Source organism: Lactobacillus sp. (genome assembly GCF_014803895.1).
This window is the reverse complement of sequence record NZ_JAAVAU010000003.1, coordinates 1-21,084: the sequence shown is the minus strand read 5'-3', so window position 1 is coordinate 21,084 and position 21,084 is coordinate 1. Positions and strand designations below refer to the sequence as shown.

The window sequence follows — 21,084 nt, the reverse complement described above, 5'->3', positions numbered from 1 at the left end:
CAATAAAGATATTAACTGCTAACAAAGGAGAAATTTATGATATTTACCGAAGGATATATGCCCTTCAAAGGGTATAAAACCTATTATCGAATAGTAGGTACACCCAGCAATAAACCACCCTTGGTACTTTTACATGGTGGTCCAGGTTCGAGTCATAATTATTTTGAAGTATTAGATGAACTAGCTCAACTAGATCATCGTCAAATTATTATGTTGGATAAACTTGGATGCGGTAATTCAAGTATCCCTGATAACCACCCCGAGCTCTATTGTCAAAAGACATGGGTAGAAGAATTAATTACTTTAAGAAAATATCTTAACCTCGATACAATTCATCTATTAGGACAATCTTGGGGAGGGATGTTGGCTATTATCTATATGTGTGATTACTCTCCAACTGGTATCAATAGTTTAATCCTTTCATCTACTTTAAGTTCGGCTAAACTCTGGTCACAAGAATTACATCGACTAATCAAGTATCTACCCAAGGAGGAACAAGAAGCTATCTTTATTGCTGAAAGAAATCATAACTTTTCTAGTGAAGCCTATCAAAAAGCAAACAAACATTTTATGAGTCAGCATGTAATTAAAATGACCTCAAATCTGCCCGAACCCGTCTTACGAAAGAAAAAAGGTGGTACTATTGCTTATACTACTGCTTGGGGTCCCAACGAATATACTCCCGAAGGAAATTTATCCAACTATGAATATACCGATAAATTAAAAAATATTACACTCCCTACTTTGATTACTAATGGAACAGATGATTTATGTACCCCCTTAGTCGCAAAAACCATGAATGACCATCTAGCAAATAGTTCTTGGGAGTTATTTGCAGGTTGTGGTCATATGCCTTTTGTACAAGAACGTGATCATTATATTAGGCTACTAATTAAATGGTTAAATGAATACGACTAGCCAATTCACCATAGATTATAGTCTGTAGATTACAGTTCATAACTTTTTTCAAGTCAGGAGTACAAACTTGTTATAACTTGCACTTAATATTGAATATTAATCGTCTTTTTTGGTATTTCTATCTATGTTACACTAAAAAATATATTTTTTGGAGGTTTCAAGTAACAATGAATATTTTTGAATTATTATTTTTTAATCCGTTTGTTTCTTTTGTAGTTAAAAGGGGTAAAGGAAATCGGAGACATTTTATTAAATGGTAGATTTATCAACTAACGGACTAGAAGTGGGAGCCTATGAATTATGCGGTTTATTATTTGATTACATCATCTTCTATGCCTTAAACAATAAAAGAAAATTTTATCTTTCAGATATTATTTTCTTTTTTATTACTTTTCCCATTTTATTTATCTTACAAGATTTCGGGATGCCTATCACTCTGATTGTAACAATCCTTGAAATTTTTAGTTTCTGGATTTTTTACAAAAAAAATTTGGTCCTTTACAAACTCTAACAACAGTTGTATTAACCAATTTTCTTTCGCTAGCAGTCGACTCAACTTTAGGCGAACTAGAAGATTATAAAATCTTTTCCTTCCTCTACTTTTCAGTACTTTTTTATCTTCTAGTAATTTTTATACTAGCTTGGGTAACATACCACTTTAATTTCACCAAATTTCTCACTAAAAATAATGACTATTATTTACTTTCTTTAATTATTTTTTCTTTTGTTACTTTGCTTCTAGTAGAAAATTTTTCTAAATCTACTGTTTTAATTTTTATTCTTTTTCAATTTATCTTTTTAATCTTTTTACTGCGCTACTATCAAAAAAAGGAGGCAACTCAACAATTAGAAAGAGAAAACAAAAACTTAGATATTTACTTACAAACACTTAAAATCGAGCAAGATAAATTACGAGCTTTTAAACATGATTATCAAGATTTGCTTAAAGGGCTAGCACATGATATAGATTCTAATAACTTCAAAAATATTCTAAGTAAATTTGAAGTATACTCAGCTAACCAACTTTCGACAAATAGTTTAAATATTTCCGAGTTGAACAATGTTTCAAATCCTTATCTTAAAAGTTTAATCTTAGAAAAGTTCAATCAAATTTATAAGATGAAAATTCCATATACTTTTGAATGTGTTATTCCTATTAACTTTCCTAGTACTATTAATACATTTGATTTACTGAGAATAGTAGGAATTGGCTATAACAATGCAATTGAAGAAAGTCTAAACCTTAAAAGATTAGGTAAAAATTTTGAAATTAAAACAATGATTTATCAAGGTAATTCTGATGAAATTGAAATTACTATTAAAAATAGGGCTACTATGCAAAAAGATGTTTCTAAGCTTACTAAGCAGGGTATTACAACTAAAACAGGGCATACGGGCTTAGGATTAGCCAATGTGGTAGATATTGTCAAAAATAGCAATCATCTTTCTTTCCATTACAGCCTAAAAAATGGTTGGTTTACTTTTACACTTACAATTTTTAGCAGTTAGGAGGTTCCCTCAATGCAACAATTTAATATTTTTGTTTGCGATGATAATCCTGCTTATCTCAACGAAGTAACTGATGCTGTTAAACAATCTACAATTATCCTATCTGATGACCAACAAAACTTTAACATTTTTAATACTAAGACCAATTATTCTGAGTTGCTGAATTATATTTCTACACACAAAATTCAAAATAATATTTACTTTCTTGATATTGAACTTCAACAAGAAAAAAATGGTCTAGATTTAGCTGAGCAAATTCACTCGATTGACCAAAATGGGCAAATAATTTTTGTAACTTCTCATCAACATTTTGCATTTTTAACCTATCAACGCAGAATTAATGCTTTAGATTATATATTAAAGAATCTGCCTGCAACGAAATTTCAAGAGCGTATTACTGAAACTTTAACACAAGCTAAAGACAATCTCCTTCAATTTTCTCAAGTAGAAAAAGAAACTTTTACATATAACATTGGGAGCCACGTCTATAAAATTCCTCTTGATAATATTTATTATATTTCTACTATTCAAAACTCCCACAATTTAGCCTTAATTACTAAAAATGGTTCTTCTTATTTTAGAGAAAGTATTAAAAATATTGCGAGAATTTATCCTTCTCTGACAAAAGTTTCTCAATCTTATCTCATCAATTCTAAAAATATCTCCGATATAAATTTAAAACATAGAACAATTACCTTTCCTAATAAGAATATTGTTCCTTATTCCTTTCGCTATCAAAAAATTGTTAAAAACCTAATTTAAAAAATTAACGAATATGCCAAAAATATGGCAACTTGCGCCAATTTCTTTTTTAAAGATAAATTTGAGGTATCCTTGTTAGGTAAATAATTTTACTATTTTTGAAAGGAATTAAATGACAATGAAAATAAAAAATCATTTATATAACCAAACCTCACCCATGTAAAACTCCATTTTAGTGCAGATAATAAATAAAAGAAGGAATTTATTTCCTTCTTTATTACTTTAAAGGACAAAACTATGCTCAAAAATACTAAAAGAATTTTAGCCCTTCTTTTTTCTATTTATTTTATTACCCTTAATTTTTACCTATTCAGTTACTGGCAAGAAGAACATTCTTTATTAGTTCAAATTAGAAAACTAAATAGAACCAATCCTTTCCAAGGATTGAATTCATTTGTACACATCCAACTTTCACAAGATCCTCCTTTTACTACACCAGGCCTTATCTATACTATTGTAAGTTTCATAATTATCCCACTTTTTGGCTCACTCTTTTATATTTATCAAAAAGACAACGCCACATTTAATTTTTTACCCCAAAGAATATCCTATTCAAAATACTTAAAGAAAGGGCTTCTTTCTTCATTTCTAGGTGGATTTTTACTTTCCCTTTTTACCAGTATTTATGAAATTATTTTTGTTAACTTAACTCTTTCAGGAATTAACTATTCTGTTAATGGTTATTTTAAAGAAGTTGGTGCCCCTTCTTTTTCAAATAATACATTAATCGAAGTAGTTTCTCTTATCGCTTTAAACGCGTTAGGTTGGAGAATTTATTCAATGTTTATTTTTGCTCTGAACTTATATATTCCAAAGATAATTTTTTCTATTCCTAGTGGATTTCTCTTTTTCTTAATTATTACCTTATTAATTTCAGTTTTTGGAAATCGGAACTCTCTAGTTATGGTTATTAGTGGCACTCTCTTTCCAGAAGCATTAGTATCTCCCGGTTTTACCACCTTTTATGGTCTAGCATACCCAATAAATTATTATCTTCAATTCATCCTTTCGGCTGTATTTTATATTTGTTTAGCTCTTGTTCTAGCTGTTATCTGGAAAAAACGGAGACTTAAATATGGCAAAAATTAAAAGAACATTTATAACCTTTGCAGTATTTTCATTAATATTAGGAATTATTTTTGGACTTTTTATTTTTCTGACCAGAGCAAGTAATGATTTACCCTATCTATTTATTCATCAACATGGACTTTCAACTTATTATCAGACGTTCTTCCTACTTTTAGTTGCTTGGGAAATATTTTATTTCAAAAAAATTCGTTCCCTAATTATTGTTCGCAAAATGCAATCCTTATTCATCTATCAACTTTGCTTATCTGTAGGTACCAATTTAATTTTATTTATTCTCGGACTATTTTTACCGTTTATTCTTACTAATTCTCTTGCCTTTAAATATGGAAATCCAATTTATGGCAGCTTGATTATTATTCTTCATTTTATTATCTTGGCTATTTTAACTTGGGGGCTAATTTTAATTTATAATTCAAAATATCCAGTTATTTGGCTATTATTAATTCTCTTTATTAATATTTTCTATCATCAAACTCTTGAAACTAATTACTTAATTATTCACTATAGTAAGTATTTTGATCCTCTTTGGCGTGCTATGCACCATATTTATATTTAATAGAAAGGCTCTTTATGCAAATTTCAAATCTTCAAAAATCATTTAAAAATAAACAGGTTCTTAAAGATATTAATCTAACCACTAAGCCAGGACAGTTAATCCATATCGCCGGTCGTAATGGCTCGGGAAAATCTACCATTTTTAAAATTATTACAGGCTTGCTTAAAGCAGATAGTGGCAGTATAACGTTTGATAATAACACCTATATTGGGGCTTTAATTGAAAATCCTGGTTTTTTAGAATATGAAACAGGATTATCCAATCTTCAATTTTTAGCTAATCTACGACACAACTATAATGACAGTACAGTTCGACAACTTTTAGAATTTTTTTATTTAGATCCAGATGATCGACAAGCTATTCGAAAATATTCTATTGGTATGCGGCAAAAAATTGGTATTATCCAAGCCGTTATGGAAGATCAAAACCTTATTTTATTTGACGAACCTACTCGTGGACTAGATCCTGATAGCATTCATCAATTTGCTTCTCTACTTAAAAAATTAAAAAAAGAAAATAAAACTATTATTGTTGCTAGTCACGATGAAATTCATGAAATACCTTATACTCACTTTTATAAGTTAAGTGACGGAGTACTTGTAAATGAAAATTAATAAAGTTTATTTTTCTTTTACTCTTTTTTTGGCTATCTTTTTGATCGAAGTAAAAATAACTCAATCTCTTTCAAATAGAACTTTATTTTTAATAACTTATGGTTGGTATAACAAAACTCTTCTGTTAAGGTCTCTTAACGGCTTAATATTTATCTTTGACTGGTTAAGTATTTTGTTAGCAAGTACTACTTTCTCATCAGTAAACAATTTTATTATTTTTCGCACTCTAGCGTTTAAAAGCAAAATAACTAAACTTTCTCCTTACTTAGCCCAATATTTCCTTGGAATTCTCTTAATTCATTTAATAACTTTTACCTTAGCATTCGGAACCATTTCAACCTTTTTAATTCTTTTACTACTCTTCTCTACTTTTTGTCTGAGCTACTTTTCTTATAATCATCAAATTGCAAAAGGTATTTGCATTCCGATTCTTTTAGTAATTATTCGAAATCTTATGCCTATTTTAATAAGTTGATGTTCAATATTTATACTAAATAATTAAATAAATGCAACTAATAAAGAGCTACTGGTATTGTATCCATATACCATAGCTCTTTTAAATTTATATTATGCTTGTTTATAATAAGCACTATTAATAATTCTCTTTAAAGTTTCAGATTCCTGCACATCTTTAAATTCCTTACCATTTATTATCATAAAAGGTACTGAATTAATTCCTTTATCACTTAATATATTTTCTTGTTCAATAACTAAATCACGATATTCGTTAGTATTAAGAAATTTTTCAACTTCATCATGATCAAGTCCAACTTTTACTGCCCGATCAATTAATACTTCATGATTAGCTAATTCGCGATTTTCTGTAAAATAAGCTTTAAATAATAAGTTAGCCAGCTTGATTGCCTTTTCATTATCTTTTTTATCATGCTCAACCCATTGCACCAAACGGTGAGCATCCATAGTATTAGTATTAAGAGTATCAGCATACTTAATATCTAAATTAGCTGATTCACCAAGCTTTTTAATGGATTCAAATCTTTTATCTACTTCAGCTTTAGATAAATTTTCTTGCTTAGCTAATAAGTTACCAGTTGTATCTTCAGCACGTTGTGGTGCATCTTTATCAATTTGTGCAGCATGAAGATTAATCTTAATATTACTTAATTCTGAATCCTTAATTACTTCCTGTAAACGTGTAAAATCTACATAACAATATGGACAAGCATAATCTAACCAAAGTGTAATTTCCATAAAAACTACTTCTTTCTTAAAAGTAAAAACTACTTATCTTTTAATAATTCTTCTGACACGACTATCATAAGACCTTCAAGTGGTTAATTCAAGCAAATCTTATTAAACGTCACCATTCATAACATCCGTAAAGTTCTTATTTAAGTCTTTATCCGTACTCTTAGTTAAAGTGATATTACCGCTTTTAACAGCACTATCAACTAAAACAACAGGCTTTTTATCATGTAGACAGAATAAATAAGTCGCATGCTTACCACTGCCTAAGTCACGATTATAGATTGAAAGTACCTTGTAACTATAAGTATCCCCACCTTGAGGACTCCAACCAATACTGATCTTTTTACCATTTAAATAAAACTTATCTTTTTTGAAAGTATCCGGATAAATACGAGTATTTGCAACTTTTAGAGCATTTTTGCCATCATATTTAGTATAGGTTACCTTACGCTTTTTCCCCAACGCTCTCATTGCATCAGTTAAGTGTGCGTCCTTTTTTTCAGTCCACGTTACCTTAGCTTGTTCTTGTTCTTCTTTAGTTTGTTTTTCTTTGAGCTCTTTTTCTAACTTCTTCGATTGAGCAGCTGCTTGACTTTTTTCAGTAGACTTTTCACTACTCTTTTCAGTAGATTTTTTATCTTTACCAACAATAATATTATTTCCATCATTAGATACTTTAACTTGCCCACACCCTGCCATAGTAGCAGACAGAGCTAAAGCCATTGCACCTAATAAAATTACCTTTTTCATATTACTTTCTCCTAATTAAATTTTCTTTACATATTAATCCTATCATAATTATAATAAACTTTTATAAATCTACAAAAATTGTTCTCATTTATAATATGAAACAATTAATATTATTGACTAATATTAATATTTCATGTATTCTGATATGATTTAGATAATAGCTAAATCAAATTTTAAAGGAGATTTCATATATTTATGAATAAGAAAAAATTATTTAGTTTATTTTCAATTTTAGCGCTAGTTTTAGTTATCCTTACAGGCTGTGGTAATTCTAATTCCACCTCCTCAAAATCTTCAAAGGATAATAAAATCTCTATTGTAACTAGTACCAATATTTATGCGGATATTGCGAATAATATTGTTGGTAAATACGGTAATGCTCAAGCCATTGTTACAGGCGATGTAGATCCACATGATTTTGAGCCTAAAACTAGTGATGCTAAAAATATTCAAAATGCTGATATTATTGTAGCTAACGGTTTAGGCTATGATAGTTGGCTTGACAAATTAGCTGATGCGAGTGGTAAAAAAGTCATTAAAGTGGGGAATGATATCATGAAACTTAAAAGTAATGCTAATCCCCATATTTGGTATGATTTAAATATGCCTGTTCAATATACCAACTATTTAGTTGAACAACTTTCTAAATTAGATAAGAAACATGCTTCTTACTATAAAGAAAATGGCAAAAAATATATTGCTAAAATTCACAAAGTTCAAACTATTGCTAATAAAATCAATGGCAAAAACAGCAAGCCTGTTTTTGTAAGTGAACCTGTTTTTGATTATGCATTATCAGCTACTGGATTCAAAATTGGCGATAAAGATTTCGAAGATGCAATCGAAAAGGGGACAGATCCAACACCACAAGTCATCAACAAGATGAACAAAGATATTGCTGGTAAAAAGATTGCTTTCTTTGTGAATAATACTCAAGTAGAAAGTTCAACTGTTTCCAGTTTTATCAAAAAAGCTCAAGCTAAGAATATACCTATCCTTTCAGTTAGAGAAACCATGCCAAACGGCACTACTTATTTGAAGTGGATTACCCAAAATTACGAAAATTTAGCCAAAGTCGCTAAAAAATAAATTTAATTATAACTAAAAAAATCAGATTAGCACGTTTTATCAAAAATACCGCTCATCTGATTTTTTTATTAATAAATACTATTTATTCAATTCAATTTTTTTAATTCAATATTATCCTTACCATCAATTTCAGTCACTTGTACTGCTACTTGTTCATTAAGTGAGGTAGGAATATTTTTACCAACATAATCCGCTTTAATCGGAAGTTCACGATGTCCTCTATCAACAAGCACTGCGACACTAATTCTTTTAGGACGACCTTCATCCATTAATGCATCCATCGCTGCTCGTATTGTACGGCCAGTATACATAACATCATCGACTAAGACAACATTTTTATCATCAATTTCTACTCCAACTTTTTCAGATTTAACGACTGGATCTTGATGACGAGATGCATCATGACGATCATCACGATATAAAGTAATATCCAAGGTACCAACTGGAATTTCTACTCCTTCTAGTTCATAAATCCTCTTTGCAATTCTTTGAGCTAAATAGATTCCACGAGTCTTGATACCTACTAAAACTAAATTTTCTGTACCCTTATTTCTTTCAATAATTTCATACGTAATTCTTGTTAATGCACGCTTAATTGCAACTGAATCAAATAATTCTTTTGTCATAAATTCTGCCTCATTCTTATTTTTCATTTATAATTTTTGCAAATCCTTCATTCAAGTTTTCATCTGTATTAACAGTTAATGGGATAACTTCAACATTGGTAGTAGAGTCAACTAAGACTACTGGCTTTCCTTTATGTAGACAGAACAAATAGGTTGTATGCCAGCCATTACTCTTTACATTACGATTATAAATAGCTACTACATTATACTCATACTTATTTTTACCTTCCGGACTCCAACCAATATCAATTGATTGATGGTTATCAATTGAGAATTTCTTATGTCCAAAAGCTTCGGGATAAGTGACACCACCAACAGTTTTAATTGAACCATGACCCGTATATTCCCGATAAGTTTGATCAGCTGCAGAACTCCATTCTTTGACTACTTTTTGTAACTGCTTTGATTTTGATTTAGACCATAAAGTCTTTGACTTCGTAGAAGAAGTTGTAGAACTTGTTTTATTAGACTGCTTAGTTGGAGCCTGTGCTACTTTCTTAGTAGAAGTATTTGATTTTTTGGAACTTTGATTAGAAGTGGTTGAAGTAGATGACGAATTATTTTGACTACATCCTGTGAGACCAAAAGAAATTAAAATCGTGCTTGTAAAAAATATTAATTTTTTCATTGTATCACCTCTTCATAATTATAGTTTTAATCTTACCATGTTTTATGTCCTGAACGACTATTATAAACAAATTTTATCTATCTGATAACCTTTTTAGCCCAGTATCCGTTTACATTAATTAGACTCCTTGACGAATGAGAAAATTTTCTCTAAATTGAGTTTATCAATAGAATAACGAAAGAGATTTTAAAATGAATAAAACAAAAACCTCAACTTCAGTACGTAATGTTGTTGCCATTGGTATAGGAACTGCTATCTATGTTATTTTAGCTCGTTTTACTTCTATTCCAACAGGAATTCCTAATACAAATATTGAAATTGTTTACCCATTTTTAGTTCTACTAGCTACGATTTATGGGCCTAAAGTTGGTTTTAGCGTAGGTTTTATTGGTCACACCCTCTCTGATTTTCTAATGTACGGACAAACTTGGTGGAGCTGGGTATTAGCCACTGGTATGCTAGGTTTTGTAGTCGGAATTTATGGTAATAAATTTCTTGATTTAAAAAATGGTATTTTTTCTCCTAAACAAATAATTTTTTTCAATATTGTTCAAGTTTTTGCGAATGCCTTCAGTTGGCTAGTAATTGCACCAATTGGTGATATTTTAATTTATAGTGAACCCGCTAATAAAGTATTTTTGCAAGGAATTAGTGCTACAATAGTTAACTCAATTTCTACGTTAATTTTGGGAACTATTCTATTAAAAGCATACGCTGGTACTAAAATAAAAAAAGGAAGTTTAAAGAAAGAATATTAAAATGAATAAACCAATTATTGAATTTAAAGACTTTTCTTTTAAATATGTAAGTCAAGCTGAACCTACGCTTAAACATATTAATCTAGCTATTCAGCCTGGCGAAAAAATCTTAATTGCTGGTCCCTCTGGAAGTGGCAAATCCACAATTGGGAAATGTTTAAATGGCCTTATTCCAGAAATTGACGAGGGAGAAATAAAAGGAACTTGCACTATTAATGGTAAAAATATAACGCAAACATCAATTTTTGATCTTTCTTTTACTACCTCAACTATTTTACAAGATTCTGATAGCCAATTTATTGGTCTGACAGTTGGTGAAGATATTGCCTTTTCACTTGAAAATGATTGTAAAAATCAAGATAAGATGAAGGAAACTATTAAAAAATGGGCTAAAAAATTGAATATTACCAATCTTTTGCATCAATCTCCGCAAGCTCTCTCAGGCGGTCAAAAACAAATAGTTGCCCTCGCTGGGGTTTTAGTTGACGAATCTCCTATTCTTTTATTTGATGAACCTTTAGCTAATTTAGATCCTGCAGCTGGTGAAAAAACAATGGCAGTTATTAACTCAATCCAGCGGGAATTAAATGCTACCGTAATTATTATCGAACATCGCCTTGAAGAAGTTTTAACTCAGCCGGTCGATCGAATAGTACTAGTAGATGATGGGAAAATTATCTCTGATACTTCTCCTAACAAATTATTGCACACCAATAACCTAGAAAAAGCAGGAGTTCGACCTCCCCTATATCTTACTGCAATGGAAAAAGCAGGAGTAGACTTAAGGAAAATTGACAAACTAGATAATATTTTAGCATTACCTAAAAATCCTCAAATAAGTAGTAAATTACAAAACTGGGCTCATTCTAACTTTAAAAATACTACTCATAAAAAGAAAAATTCTTTACTTGTACTTAATCAAGTTGGTCACCGCTACAGTAAAACTCAATCTTATCCCTTACATGATATTTCCGCCACTATTAACCAAGGAGATTTCATCTCAATAGTTGGACAAAATGGGGCTGGAAAAACTACACTTTGTCGGACAATTTGTGGGTTTATTCCCTATTCAGGTAATATTACTTTTAAAGGTCAAAATCTTGCCAATCTTTCTATTAAAGAACGAGCAGAAAAAATTGGTTACGTAATGCAAGATCCCAATCAAATGATTTCACAAAAAATGATTTTTGATGAAGTAGCATTGGGGCTGCGCTTAAGAAACATAAGTGAAGATGAAATTAAAAAACGTGTCATTAGTACTTTAAAAGTATGTGGTCTTTATCCTTTTCGACATTGGCCAATTTCAGCTTTAAGTTTTGGTCAAAAAAAGCGAGTCACTATTGCCGCTATTTTAGTATTAGAACCTGACTTACTTATTCTTGATGAACCAACTGCTGGTCAAGATTGGAAAACCTACACAGAAATAATGAAATTCTTAAGAGAGCTTAATCAACAAGGTAAGACTATTATGATTATTACTCATGATATGCATTTAATGATGGAATACACTAATCGGTCTTTAGCATTTGCTAAGGGGGAATTAATTGCAGACACAACCCCACTTAATCTTTTAACAAATATTGAACTAGTACAGAAAGCTTCACTTAAACGCACAAGTCTATTTAATTTAGCTCAATATTATCAATTACCTGATCCAAATCAATTTGTCGAAGCTTATATTAAAAGCGAGTACTAAAATCTTTAGGAGGTTCACAATGCACGATGAACAAATTTTAGGTTATCAACCTGGAAACAGCTTTATTCATGGGCTTAATGCTACAACCAAATTGATTTTTCTACTATTAGTATCTATCTCTTGTATGATAACTTTTGACACAAGATTTTTATTAGTAATCTGTATCTTTTCATTAATTTTATTAAAAATTGCAAAAATTAAATGGTCTCAAATTTCTTTCATTATAAAATTCATTATGATTTTTGCTTTAATTAATATTATTGCTGTCTTTATCTTTCAACCCACTTATGGTCAAACTCTTTATCATTCTAAAACTGTACTAATCAGTGCCGGATACTTTACCTTAACCGCTCAAGAGTTGTTTTATTTACTAAATGTTATCTTAAAGTATATCTGTTCTATTCCATTAGTTCTTTTATTCTTACTCACAACTAATCCGAGCCAATTTGCGGCTAGCTTGAATAAAATTGGTGTTTCTTATAAAATTGCTTATTCTATATCTCTAGCTTTACGTTATATCCCTAATATTCAAAGTTCTTATTGGTCTATCTCAGCAGCTCAACAAGCTCGAGGTAATGAACTTTCTAAAAAAGCTCATCTTAGCCAAAGAATTCATGGTACTTTAAATATTGTAATGCCACTAATTTTTTCAAGTCTAGATAAAATTGATGTTATTAGTACTGCTATGCAGCTACGCCGTTTTGGCTCAAAGAAAAAACGAACCTGGTATGTGACACAATCCTTTAAATTAGCTGATTATTTAACAATTACATTAGCATTTATTCTTATTTTAATTGTTATCATTTTATTTAGAATTAATTCTGGTCGTTTTTATAACCCATTCAATTAAAAAAACCACCTACTTCAATTGAAGTAGGTGGTTTTTAATTAAAATAAAAAAGCTGTTTACCCTCTAGATAAATTCCAGCTTTCTTATATTTTATTATACAATTTAAAGTCGTTCTCTTCCCTGAACATGTCAGATTCAAGAAACTTCATTAGATTTGCAGCTATAGAAACTTACAAAAACTAATAAATTTTCGTGAAATTTTCCAAGATCGAAATTAAATGTATTTCTTATTGATAATTATATTGCTTTTTGTCGATAAAATTAACTTTTTTACGTAAATTTAATATCGAAAAATTCACCTCGAGCAATACCCTTCAAATATCGCCTTTTCGTATTAAAGCATAACTTTACTTTCATAAAACAAAATAACTATTTGGCTTATATTTTGATAAAAATATTAGTTTAGTTATGAACAATTTAATTAATAATTACTTTACAGGTACAAGGTACTTAGCATAAATGTAGCTACCATCACTTAGCTTCCAAGCACGTTGGCCATTAATAGTACCAACAGCTACAGCGTTAACCTTTTTACCATATGCAATGTTTTTAGTTTTTTTACCAGAAGCGTCCATTAAGTAAGCTTGAACGTTCTTGTAACCCACTTTCCAAGTTTCCTTGGATGCAGTCATCTTAGGTGACTTAGTTGTACTACTGGTTTTAGTAGTTGTTTTCTTAGTAGTAGTAGTTTCAGTTGAAGTGGTCTTTGAAGAAGTAGAACTAATAGTAGGCTTCTTGTGACCAGCAGTTGCACTAGCTACATCTTCAACTTTAATCCATTGATTAGTCTTGTAACGGTAAGCAACAACTTTACCATTTACTTTCTTAACATTAGTAGTATATACGTATGAAACATTTGAAAGTGTAGCAGTAACCTTACTTAACTTGTAATCATAAAGTGATACTTTCTTTTTCGCATCATCTTTAAGTACTACAGTTGCAGCATATGCAGGATAAGTAGTTTTAGTAGTAGAAGTAGTTGATGTCTTACCTGCAGCTACTTTTGCAATATCGCTAACTTTAATCCATTGGTTAGTCTTGTAACGGTAAGCAACAATCTTTCCATTTTCCATTCTTACCATTGTGGTATAGAATGTGGAACCGGATTTAGTAGTAGTAACTTTCTTCAAGTTATGGTCATAAAGTGAAACTTTAGTAATACCATCCTTGATAGTTACTGTGTTCTTAGCAGATTTATAAGTAACCTTAACAGTAGCAGCTGTCTTAGTAGCAGTAAATGTTACCCTAGAAGCTGGAATCCACATCTTATTAGAATCAATTCGGTAATAAGTCTTACCATTCATTATCTTCTTAGAAGTAGTCTTCCAACTACTATTTTTCTTTACAGTAGTTTTGGTAATTTTACCAGCTTCAGTATACAAACGAGTATTCGTCTTTACCTTAACAGTACCATTAACCTTAGTGGTTGTATCAGTAGTTATAACATCACTAGGTTGTAACCAAGTAAAACCACCTTGGGTAGTATTGAAAGTAACTCTGACATAGCCGTCATCGGAAACCTTAATAGTTGCTTTATCAGAAAGGCCACTGTTAGCATTTTCAAGGCTTTCAATTACTTGAGCTTTTTCTTCATCAGTTAAATTCTTAGCGTCTTTTACAACAACTTTTTCATCTGAAAGACGAACCGTAGTTGCAGAAGTGTTTAAACTACCAGTTCTGTTAAAAGTACTAATCCAACCTTCGTTTACTAAAGTCTTATTAGAAAGATTCTTAGTTGAACCATCAGTAAACTTAATAATTGCTTTAGTACCAGATTGAGTAACAGATTCAACATTAGAGTTCAAAGACTTGATCAATTTTTCTACTTGACTAAATTCGCTCGTAGTTAATGAAGTTAGACTTTTAACCTTAACAGGAACGAATAACTCATCACTAGTATTTGGAGTTACGAATTTAGTAGTAGTAGCAAGTGTACCTGCATTTACTAAGTATTCTGCAACTTTAATAGTTTTAACAGTAGTGCCATCTTTTTTAACGATAACTTCACCCTGTTCAGCTTCGGCAGTTACTTCATAACCAGGATTTGCAGTTTGAACTTGTTTTGCAAAATCAGTCACAATTTGAGCATTAGTGCTGTTTTCATTGAAAAAGCCATCATCATTAATTTTGGCAAATTCTGCATCAGTCATATGCACTGTCATATTCTCAATTTTAAGAGAATCTTGGCTTGAAGTAGTCGAAGTAGTTGCAGTAGTATCAGCAGCTTGAACTTCTTGGTTTTGACTAGCTACGCCAAGTAAGGTTGCACCGATAGCAACTGAAGCTGCACCAACAGCTAATTTTCTAATTGAAAATCTAAGTTTCTTTTCGTTTTTCTTCAATGTTGAATTCCTCCGAATATCGCAAAAAATTTATTCAACGCTTATATTATAGGCTATCAATTACTTAGATGGCAACAATAAAAAGTTTAAGAATTGTTAATTTTATATTTTTAAAAATTTTACAATTTTAGCAGATAATATTTAACTCTAAACATTAAAATAGATGATTCAATTATTCACACTTCACAATAATTAAATTTTGATTCATAACTAATCAACCCGAGTTTATGTGTACTTTAAATCAATTCATTTATAAACTAAAAGTAGCAGCTTACCCACCAGAAGCGGTAAAATAAAGATGAGAGTAAAGGATGGATAACAAATATGGACAATACAAATAATATTTTATCCTATATCAAATGGCGTGGAGATATTAGTCTTAATGCACTCCCATTTGGAGAAGTTGATGGGCTAGTATTTGCTGTTTTATCATATATAGATTTTAAAGGCATCGTTTCCAATAATAATAAAGAAATTACACTCAAAGATGCTGCACAAGAATATTTTAAAACTGGTCAACTTCGCAAGAATAGTCCAGGACAAAAAGAATTACTCAAACTAATGTCCCAGTCTAAGCGTTTCTCTGATGCTAAACTCTCTTTTTATATAGAGACTTTGACTCATGAAACTCAATTTAGCGCAATCAAAATTAGGCTTTCTGATAATACACATTATCTTGCTTTTCGTGGAACTGATGACACAATTGTCGGCTGGAAAGAAGATTTCGAGATTAGTTTTAAAACTACTGCAGCTCAAGCAGCTGCTTTATCATATGTACAAAAGATTATTTCTCACGATGATACATTATATACTTTAGTTGGACACTCTAAAGGTGGAAATTTGGCAGAATTTGCTGCATTAAACTTGCCTACAAATTTAAAAAATAAAATAGCAGCCGTTTATACCTATGATAGTCCAGGACTAAGTAAACGAGTCGATGAAGTACATACGAAAATCAAACGATATGTCCCTGAATTCAGTATTATTGGCCGCTTATTTGAGCCTGAAGAAGGCGAAGATGCTACTATTGTTGTTTCTAATCGAACACAATTAGCTCAACACGATCCATTAAGCTGGGAAGTAGAAAGTTCCAAATTTGTCACTAGTAAACATCGCAACCCACAATCCGTTATCTATAATCAAATGATTAATAAATGGATTGAAGAAGCTACACCAGAAGAACGCGAATCATTAACTAATGATTTATTTGGTGCTCTAGCTGCCAGCGGATCCGAAAAAATAACTGAATTAAATAAAAATGGCTTTGGTGGTTTTGGTGCTATACTCTTTTCCTTAACTGATTCTTCTCGTAGAACGCGATTTGTTTTAGGTAGTTTATGGCACACAATTTGGTCTAGCATTCGTGGTTTACATCTCGATCGACTCTTCATTACACGAGAATCGTTGATTGGTTGGGGGATGATTATTTTAGGGGTTATCAATCTAACTTTCCCTAACTATTCATATCGCTCATTTGGTTTTCTAGCTTCACTATTTGGAATTTTTTGGAGTGCTAGTCATATTTTAGATATTGCTACTTCAAAATTTAAAACTCAGCAAAAACGTTTTTTCATTATTTCATATTTGATAGTTTTTGCCTTATCGATTGGCATTATTTCTAATAATAAATTACTGGGCTTTTTAGCTCATTATGTCTTAGGCATTTTCCTTATTGGCTTTGCCTATATAAAATTACGTCAGGTTATTTTAAAAAGATCATCATTCATTTTCAAAAAGATTGTTGATACAATTGAAGGTTTGCTAGCTTTTGCGGCAGGAATTATGATTATCATCAGTCCCAACTCCTTTAATACAAAAACTATTGTACTCGTTGGTATCTTTTTAGTAGTCTATGGTTTATTTAAATTGATCTTAGAATTATTTTCACAACGCAAAAAAATGCCAAAAAGTCATCGATAATTTAACGTAATAAAACCCTCCTACAGTAAAATTTATGTAAGAGGGTTTTATTGTCTTATGTTAAAAAGCTACCTATCACCGTTTTTAGTATCTTCCATGCTAAAATTATTAGTAATTATAATTATGAAAGGTTATTTTATAAGCAATGGGAAATCAAAAAGTGTCTAATGATAAAAAGAAAGCCAAACAGTCGTTACATGGCAATTGGGATAAGATGATTATCTTAATGATCTTTATTTTATTATTTGGAGTTCTAATCAAGATTAGCAAAAAAATTGCCTTATTTTTGGCCCTCCCCTTAATGTTTCTATATCTAGTAATCAAAAATGCTATGCGTCTCGCAGTTTATCTTACAAAAGAAAATAAATTAACAAATGGTCATATAATTCCATGGGAAAAAATATTTAAGCTTAGCTCATATTCTTTAATTATTCGTATCTGCTTCTTAATACCTGCTTTAATAACTATTAGCATTCTTCTCTTTCAAACAAAACCAATATTTATATGGTTTTTACACCATCATACACTTTCTACCTTTGATTATCGTCTCATTATTAATCAATTTCTTACCAAGCCTATATTAATAATGCTTACACTATTGAGTATTATCCTTTGGTATCTAGGAGATGTAATGTATGAATCACTATTCTTTTCTATATTCTTATTAATTATTGATGAACCTAAACTAACAAGTTTTGAAGTACTTAGACGTAGTTTTCAAATATCTAAGCCATGGCTGAAAGAAAATATGCAGTTAATCATCAGCTTTTTGCCATGGAAATTATTAGCAGTAGTAACATTAAGTTTGTCACATGTCTATAGCCAACCTTACTACTACATGAGTTTAGCTGAACGCTATGAACAAATGAAAAATGAAGCCACATTTTAATGGCTAGTAAATTTTATTCTGTGGAAAGCAAAAAAGATGCCGCTAAGTCCTAGAGCTAAGCGACATCTTAATTTTATAAAAGGAGAGTACAGGATTTGAACCTGCGCGCCGGTATAAGCCGGTTCGCCGGATTTCGAGTCCGGTGCATTACCACTCTGCCAACTCTCCATAACTTTGTTAATTATACCATACTGTACTTATTTAGTGTAAACTATATTCAATAAAAAGCCTACTGAAATTCAGTAGGCCGTTTTTATTTGACTTAATTTAGTTCTCATACTCTAGATTAATCAGTTTATCCAGAAGCTATAACCCATCCCCATAGAGCTTAGTTATTAACTTCAATATAGCCCTACTAGTAATGGCTTAGTTTGCTGCTCTGATCACTAACTTTATTTAAAAAATGTTTTATCCAACTCGTATATAGTCTTAGGAGTAACAAATACTTGGTACTTTGCAGTTAAATCTAATAACTTTTCGCCATCAATTAAGGTTATAATTCTAGTTCCTGAACGGGCTGCTTTAACTGCTTCTCTAGTGAAAGAAGATGTAGTAATGAATACACCATATTCAGCCCTAAATTTATCCATTGATCCTCTAAATTTGTCAATTTCAGGGGATGAAATCATATTATTTATATTCCAACGTTTAGCCTGAATAGCAACACGTGTAGTTCTAAAGTCATCATTAGTTAAATAACCATAGCCCATCACCCGAAATCCGGTACTGTATATCGTGGAATTGAAGATGCTTTAGATTCTACTTTAAAAGCATATTTCCCTAAATACTCAAGTTCTTACTTATATCATTTTTTAAAAAGTAATCAAAATAAAATTTATTTTAATTTTCGCACTCCTAATATTCCGCATGTGGTTAAAGATTTTTCTACTAAATTTATGATTAAAATACCATCTAATAAAGAACAAAAAGTTATAGGCAATTTATTAGATAAAATAAATATATACCAAGAAAAAAATAAAAGTAGAAGAAATTCATTGAAAAAATTGAAACGATTCCTTCTTCAAAATATGTTTGTTTAAGTAGAGTAAAAATACAATGTATGTATATCGTAGTATAATAAAAGTAAATTTATAGAGACAGAAAGGATGTATTATTATGTCACATACATATAGTTACCGCGCTAACGAAAAAGATCATGATGAAGTGAAAAAATACTTGATGAATTAGGTCTAGATGTTTCAACAAGTATAAAAATCTACTTTAAGCAAATTATTAAACAAAAAGGTATTCCCTTTTCTCTTACCACTAATTCCGATACTCCTACTAAAGAAACTAAAAGAGCACTTCTTTTAGCTGAAGCTAAAGATATGGGCTTAATTGAAGATAATACTCCTGGTTTTACTAATAATAAAGATTTGATGAATTATATGAAAAATCGTGCAGAGGATCTTAAGTAATGTATGAAATTAAGTTAAAAATATTATTTATATTTTATGTATAAAAATTTTGTACTTTTCTTCATTAGATATAGCCTTTTCTGTATAATTTATACAGAAATCAAGGAAAGGAAATAAAAGAATGCGCTAACAAAACTAAAAATGGTTTATTATGCTTAAAAGATCAGTTTCTAAAAGTGATGGACATAAAAAACTTCTACATCCAGATTGCAAAAATTTTGATGTATGATGAAGAGTTAAGCAAACGTACGGAACAATAATCATTCAAGACGCTCAGTCAAAACTTAATAGGCATGACAAACTTGTCTTATAAATAAAGAAAGTGAATCATTTATAATTAAACGACTTTACAACTCGTTTGTTTGGCATATTCTTTTAAAATTATCTAATGAATGAAAAAAGTAAGGAACTTATCTATCCCGTCATTGTTACAGAATGCAATGATGAAACAGGACATTATTTCAGCGTTGTTTCGCCTAATATTAAAGGTATGGTGACCGATGGCACCAGTTTACAAGAAGCGATGATACATGCAGAAGATGCAATCGCCACCATGATTTTTGATACTGAATATCCAGAAGTACAAGACCCTAGAAAATGGAAGCTTGAAAAGGATGATTTCATTATGTGGGTCCCTGTGAATATGGATAAATGGTTAAATCAAAATAAAAACTGTCAGAAGAAATGTATCTATTCCAGAAAATTTAAATAATTGGGCTAAGAAAAACAAAATTAATGTTTCTAAAGTTGTGACTGATGCTTTACGTAATATGCAACAATCATAAGTAGTGGTAAATAAATTAATATATTAAAAGTTAATATCATTAAGTCAAGAACTTAACATGATATTAATTAAGGATCATCACTACTTAGAGTCATAACTTGATTTGTTTGGCTGAGGATTCAGGAAATTATTTTCATCGTTTATGTTATAGTTTAAATCTTTTAACTACTAACAATAGACCACCAGAAATTGGCTATTTTATAGATAAATATTCAAAAGCAGAACTCCAAAAAGAATTAAAAGAACGAGAAAAGTTTGCCAAAAAGCTTATTGAATGTAAAATATTACAACGTGAAGTAGATACTTACATAAAAGAAAGATGTGCTCAATAATATGTCCTAATTTTAGGGTTCATATCAGAATCACTCAGTTAGTCTTGATAATCTATATAGATTACAAATTACTCTAGGATGACCCCACTTGCGTTCGTAATCAAGGTATTATATAACCGTTGTAATCAACTGATACATCAACATTTATCGCTTTTGAACGTGCAACAAAAATAAAAAGTCTGCTGAAATTTAGCAGGCTTTTTATTATACTCCGTATATAACTTTTATTATATCACTTTTCTAGTTCAATTAATTCATCTAATACTTCACCCGGTGTCTTACCCAACGTTTTAGCAACTGCACTTATCACTTTTACTGTTTGTCCTGATAAAGGTTTAGTTGGTG

General features: G+C 30.5%; 20 protein-coding genes, 1 tRNA gene and 3 pseudogenes. 17 read left to right on the top strand and 7 right to left on the bottom strand.

Going from position 1 to position 21,084, the window contains the following annotated elements; genetic code table 11:
* The first annotated feature begins 36 nt into the window (after positions 1-36).
* The 7 genes from pepI to HDR40_RS00815 all read left to right on the top strand — a co-directional run bounded on the left by pepI (position 37) and on the right by HDR40_RS00815 (position 5,923).
* Complete coding sequence (pepI, locus tag HDR40_RS00845; RefSeq protein ID WP_290625351.1) at positions 37-918, top strand: proline iminopeptidase; 882 nt, start codon at positions 37-39, stop codon at positions 916-918.
* Between the two features lie 732 nt (positions 919-1,650).
* A complete protein-coding gene (locus HDR40_RS00840) occupies positions 1,651-2,427 on the top strand; it encodes a GHKL domain-containing protein (RefSeq protein WP_290625349.1) in 777 nt (258 codons plus the stop codon).
* A gap of 12 nt (positions 2,428-2,439) precedes the next feature.
* On the top strand, positions 2,440-3,189 hold the full coding sequence (locus HDR40_RS00835) for a response regulator transcription factor (RefSeq protein ID WP_290625347.1): 750 nt from the start codon (positions 2,440-2,442) through the stop codon (positions 3,187-3,189).
* Between the two features lie 237 nt (positions 3,190-3,426).
* Positions 3,427-4,278 (top strand): hypothetical protein, encoded by an 852-nt coding sequence (locus HDR40_RS00830; protein ID WP_290625345.1) that lies wholly within the window; start codon positions 3,427-3,429, stop codon positions 4,276-4,278.
* Positions 4,265-4,834 carry a hypothetical protein gene (locus tag HDR40_RS00825; protein WP_290625343.1) on the top strand — a complete coding sequence of 190 codons (570 nt, stop codon included), beginning with the start codon at positions 4,265-4,267 and terminating at the stop codon, positions 4,832-4,834. Before HDR40_RS00830 ends, HDR40_RS00825 begins: the two co-directional genes overlap by 14 nt.
* A gap of 14 nt (positions 4,835-4,848) precedes the next feature.
* Positions 4,849-5,448 (top strand): ATP-binding cassette domain-containing protein, encoded by a 600-nt coding sequence (locus HDR40_RS00820; RefSeq protein ID WP_290625341.1) that lies wholly within the window; start codon positions 4,849-4,851, stop codon positions 5,446-5,448.
* Positions 5,438-5,923, top strand: a complete 486-nt coding sequence (locus HDR40_RS00815) for a hypothetical protein (RefSeq protein WP_290625339.1) — start codon at positions 5,438-5,440, stop codon at positions 5,921-5,923. Before HDR40_RS00820 ends, HDR40_RS00815 begins: the two co-directional genes overlap by 11 nt.
* A gap of 92 nt (positions 5,924-6,015) precedes the next feature.
* On the opposite strand, the gene HDR40_RS00810 is transcribed toward HDR40_RS00815, so the two are convergent.
* Positions 6,016-6,660 (bottom strand): DsbA family oxidoreductase, encoded by a 645-nt coding sequence (locus HDR40_RS00810; RefSeq protein ID WP_290625337.1) that lies wholly within the window; start codon positions 6,658-6,660, stop codon positions 6,016-6,018.
* A 102-nt stretch (positions 6,661-6,762) separates the two neighbouring features.
* Positions 6,763-7,407 (bottom strand): DUF4767 domain-containing protein, encoded by a 645-nt coding sequence (locus HDR40_RS00805; RefSeq protein ID WP_290625335.1) that lies wholly within the window; start codon positions 7,405-7,407, stop codon positions 6,763-6,765.
* A gap of 195 nt (positions 7,408-7,602) precedes the next feature.
* Here HDR40_RS00805 and HDR40_RS00800 point away from each other — a divergent pair, with 195 nt between their 5' ends.
* Complete coding sequence (locus HDR40_RS00800; protein WP_290625333.1) at positions 7,603-8,496, top strand: zinc ABC transporter substrate-binding protein; 894 nt, start codon at positions 7,603-7,605, stop codon at positions 8,494-8,496.
* An 86-nt stretch (positions 8,497-8,582) separates the two neighbouring features.
* Here the strand turns inward: HDR40_RS00800 and pyrR are convergent, their stop codons facing one another.
* Complete coding sequence (pyrR, locus tag HDR40_RS00795) at positions 8,583-9,122, bottom strand: bifunctional pyr operon transcriptional regulator/uracil phosphoribosyltransferase PyrR (RefSeq protein WP_290625331.1); 540 nt, start codon at positions 9,120-9,122, stop codon at positions 8,583-8,585.
* Positions 9,123-9,138: 16 nt separating this feature from the next.
* Positions 9,139-9,750 (bottom strand): DUF4767 domain-containing protein, encoded by a 612-nt coding sequence (locus tag HDR40_RS00790; protein WP_290625329.1) that lies wholly within the window; start codon positions 9,748-9,750, stop codon positions 9,139-9,141.
* A gap of 191 nt (positions 9,751-9,941) precedes the next feature.
* Between HDR40_RS00790 and HDR40_RS00785 the strand changes: the two genes are divergently transcribed.
* The 3 genes from HDR40_RS00785 to HDR40_RS00775 are packed head-to-tail and all read left to right on the top strand — an operon-like array spanning position 9,942 to position 13,054.
* A complete protein-coding gene (locus tag HDR40_RS00785; RefSeq protein WP_290625327.1) occupies positions 9,942-10,508 on the top strand; it encodes an ECF-type riboflavin transporter substrate-binding protein in 567 nt (188 codons plus the stop codon).
* Between the two features lies 1 nt (position 10,509).
* Positions 10,510-12,204 carry an ABC transporter ATP-binding protein gene (locus HDR40_RS00780; RefSeq protein WP_290625325.1) on the top strand — a complete coding sequence of 565 codons (1,695 nt, stop codon included), beginning with the start codon at positions 10,510-10,512 and terminating at the stop codon, positions 12,202-12,204.
* 19 nt (positions 12,205-12,223) lie between these two features.
* Positions 12,224-13,054: an energy-coupling factor transporter transmembrane component T gene (locus tag HDR40_RS00775; protein ID WP_290625323.1), complete on the top strand. Its 831-nt coding sequence runs from the start codon at positions 12,224-12,226 to the stop codon at positions 13,052-13,054.
* Between the two features lie 428 nt (positions 13,055-13,482).
* Here HDR40_RS00775 and HDR40_RS00770 read toward each other — a convergent pair whose 3' ends face one another.
* Positions 13,483-15,396 (bottom strand): YSIRK-type signal peptide-containing protein, encoded by a 1,914-nt coding sequence (locus HDR40_RS00770; RefSeq protein WP_290625321.1) that lies wholly within the window; start codon positions 15,394-15,396, stop codon positions 13,483-13,485.
* Positions 15,397-15,720: 324 nt separating this feature from the next.
* Here HDR40_RS00770 and HDR40_RS00765 point away from each other — a divergent pair, with 324 nt between their 5' ends.
* Together HDR40_RS00765 and HDR40_RS00760 are read left to right on the top strand one after the other, a co-directional pair.
* A complete protein-coding gene (locus HDR40_RS00765; protein WP_290625319.1) occupies positions 15,721-17,316 on the top strand; it encodes an Mbeg1-like protein in 1,596 nt (531 codons plus the stop codon).
* Between the two features lie 160 nt (positions 17,317-17,476).
* Positions 17,477-18,205, top strand: coding sequence for a DUF975 family protein (locus tag HDR40_RS00760; protein ID WP_290625317.1), 729 nt, complete (start codon positions 17,477-17,479; stop codon positions 18,203-18,205).
* An 80-nt stretch (positions 18,206-18,285) separates the two neighbouring features.
* Here HDR40_RS00760 and HDR40_RS00755 read toward each other — a convergent pair.
* Both HDR40_RS00755 and HDR40_RS00750 read right to left on the bottom strand, forming a co-directional pair.
* A tRNA-Ser gene (locus HDR40_RS00755) sits at positions 18,286-18,373 on the bottom strand.
* Positions 18,374-18,597: 224 nt separating this feature from the next.
* Positions 18,598-18,912 (bottom strand): annotated as a pseudogene (locus HDR40_RS00750) (restriction endonuclease); the annotation flags it as partial.
* On the opposite strand from HDR40_RS00750, the gene HDR40_RS09880 reads away from it, so the two are divergent.
* The 4 genes and pseudogenes from HDR40_RS09880 (at position 18,901) to HDR40_RS00740 (ending at position 20,739) form a co-directional block, all read left to right on the top strand.
* Positions 18,901-19,245 (top strand): restriction endonuclease subunit S, encoded by a 345-nt coding sequence (locus HDR40_RS09880; protein WP_365936759.1) that lies wholly within the window; start codon positions 18,901-18,903, stop codon positions 19,243-19,245. The pseudogene HDR40_RS00750 and the gene HDR40_RS09880 overlap by 12 nt on opposite strands.
* 132 nt (positions 19,246-19,377) lie before the next feature.
* Positions 19,378-19,431 (top strand): annotated as a pseudogene (locus tag HDR40_RS09875) (hypothetical protein); the annotation flags it as partial.
* A gap of 580 nt (positions 19,432-20,011) precedes the next feature.
* Positions 20,012-20,408: pseudogene (locus tag HDR40_RS00745) on the top strand (type II toxin-antitoxin system HicB family antitoxin).
* Positions 20,409-20,514: 106 nt separating this feature from the next.
* Complete coding sequence (locus HDR40_RS00740; RefSeq protein WP_290625315.1) at positions 20,515-20,739, top strand: hypothetical protein; 225 nt, start codon at positions 20,515-20,517, stop codon at positions 20,737-20,739.
* Positions 20,740-21,084 lie beyond the last annotated feature (345 nt).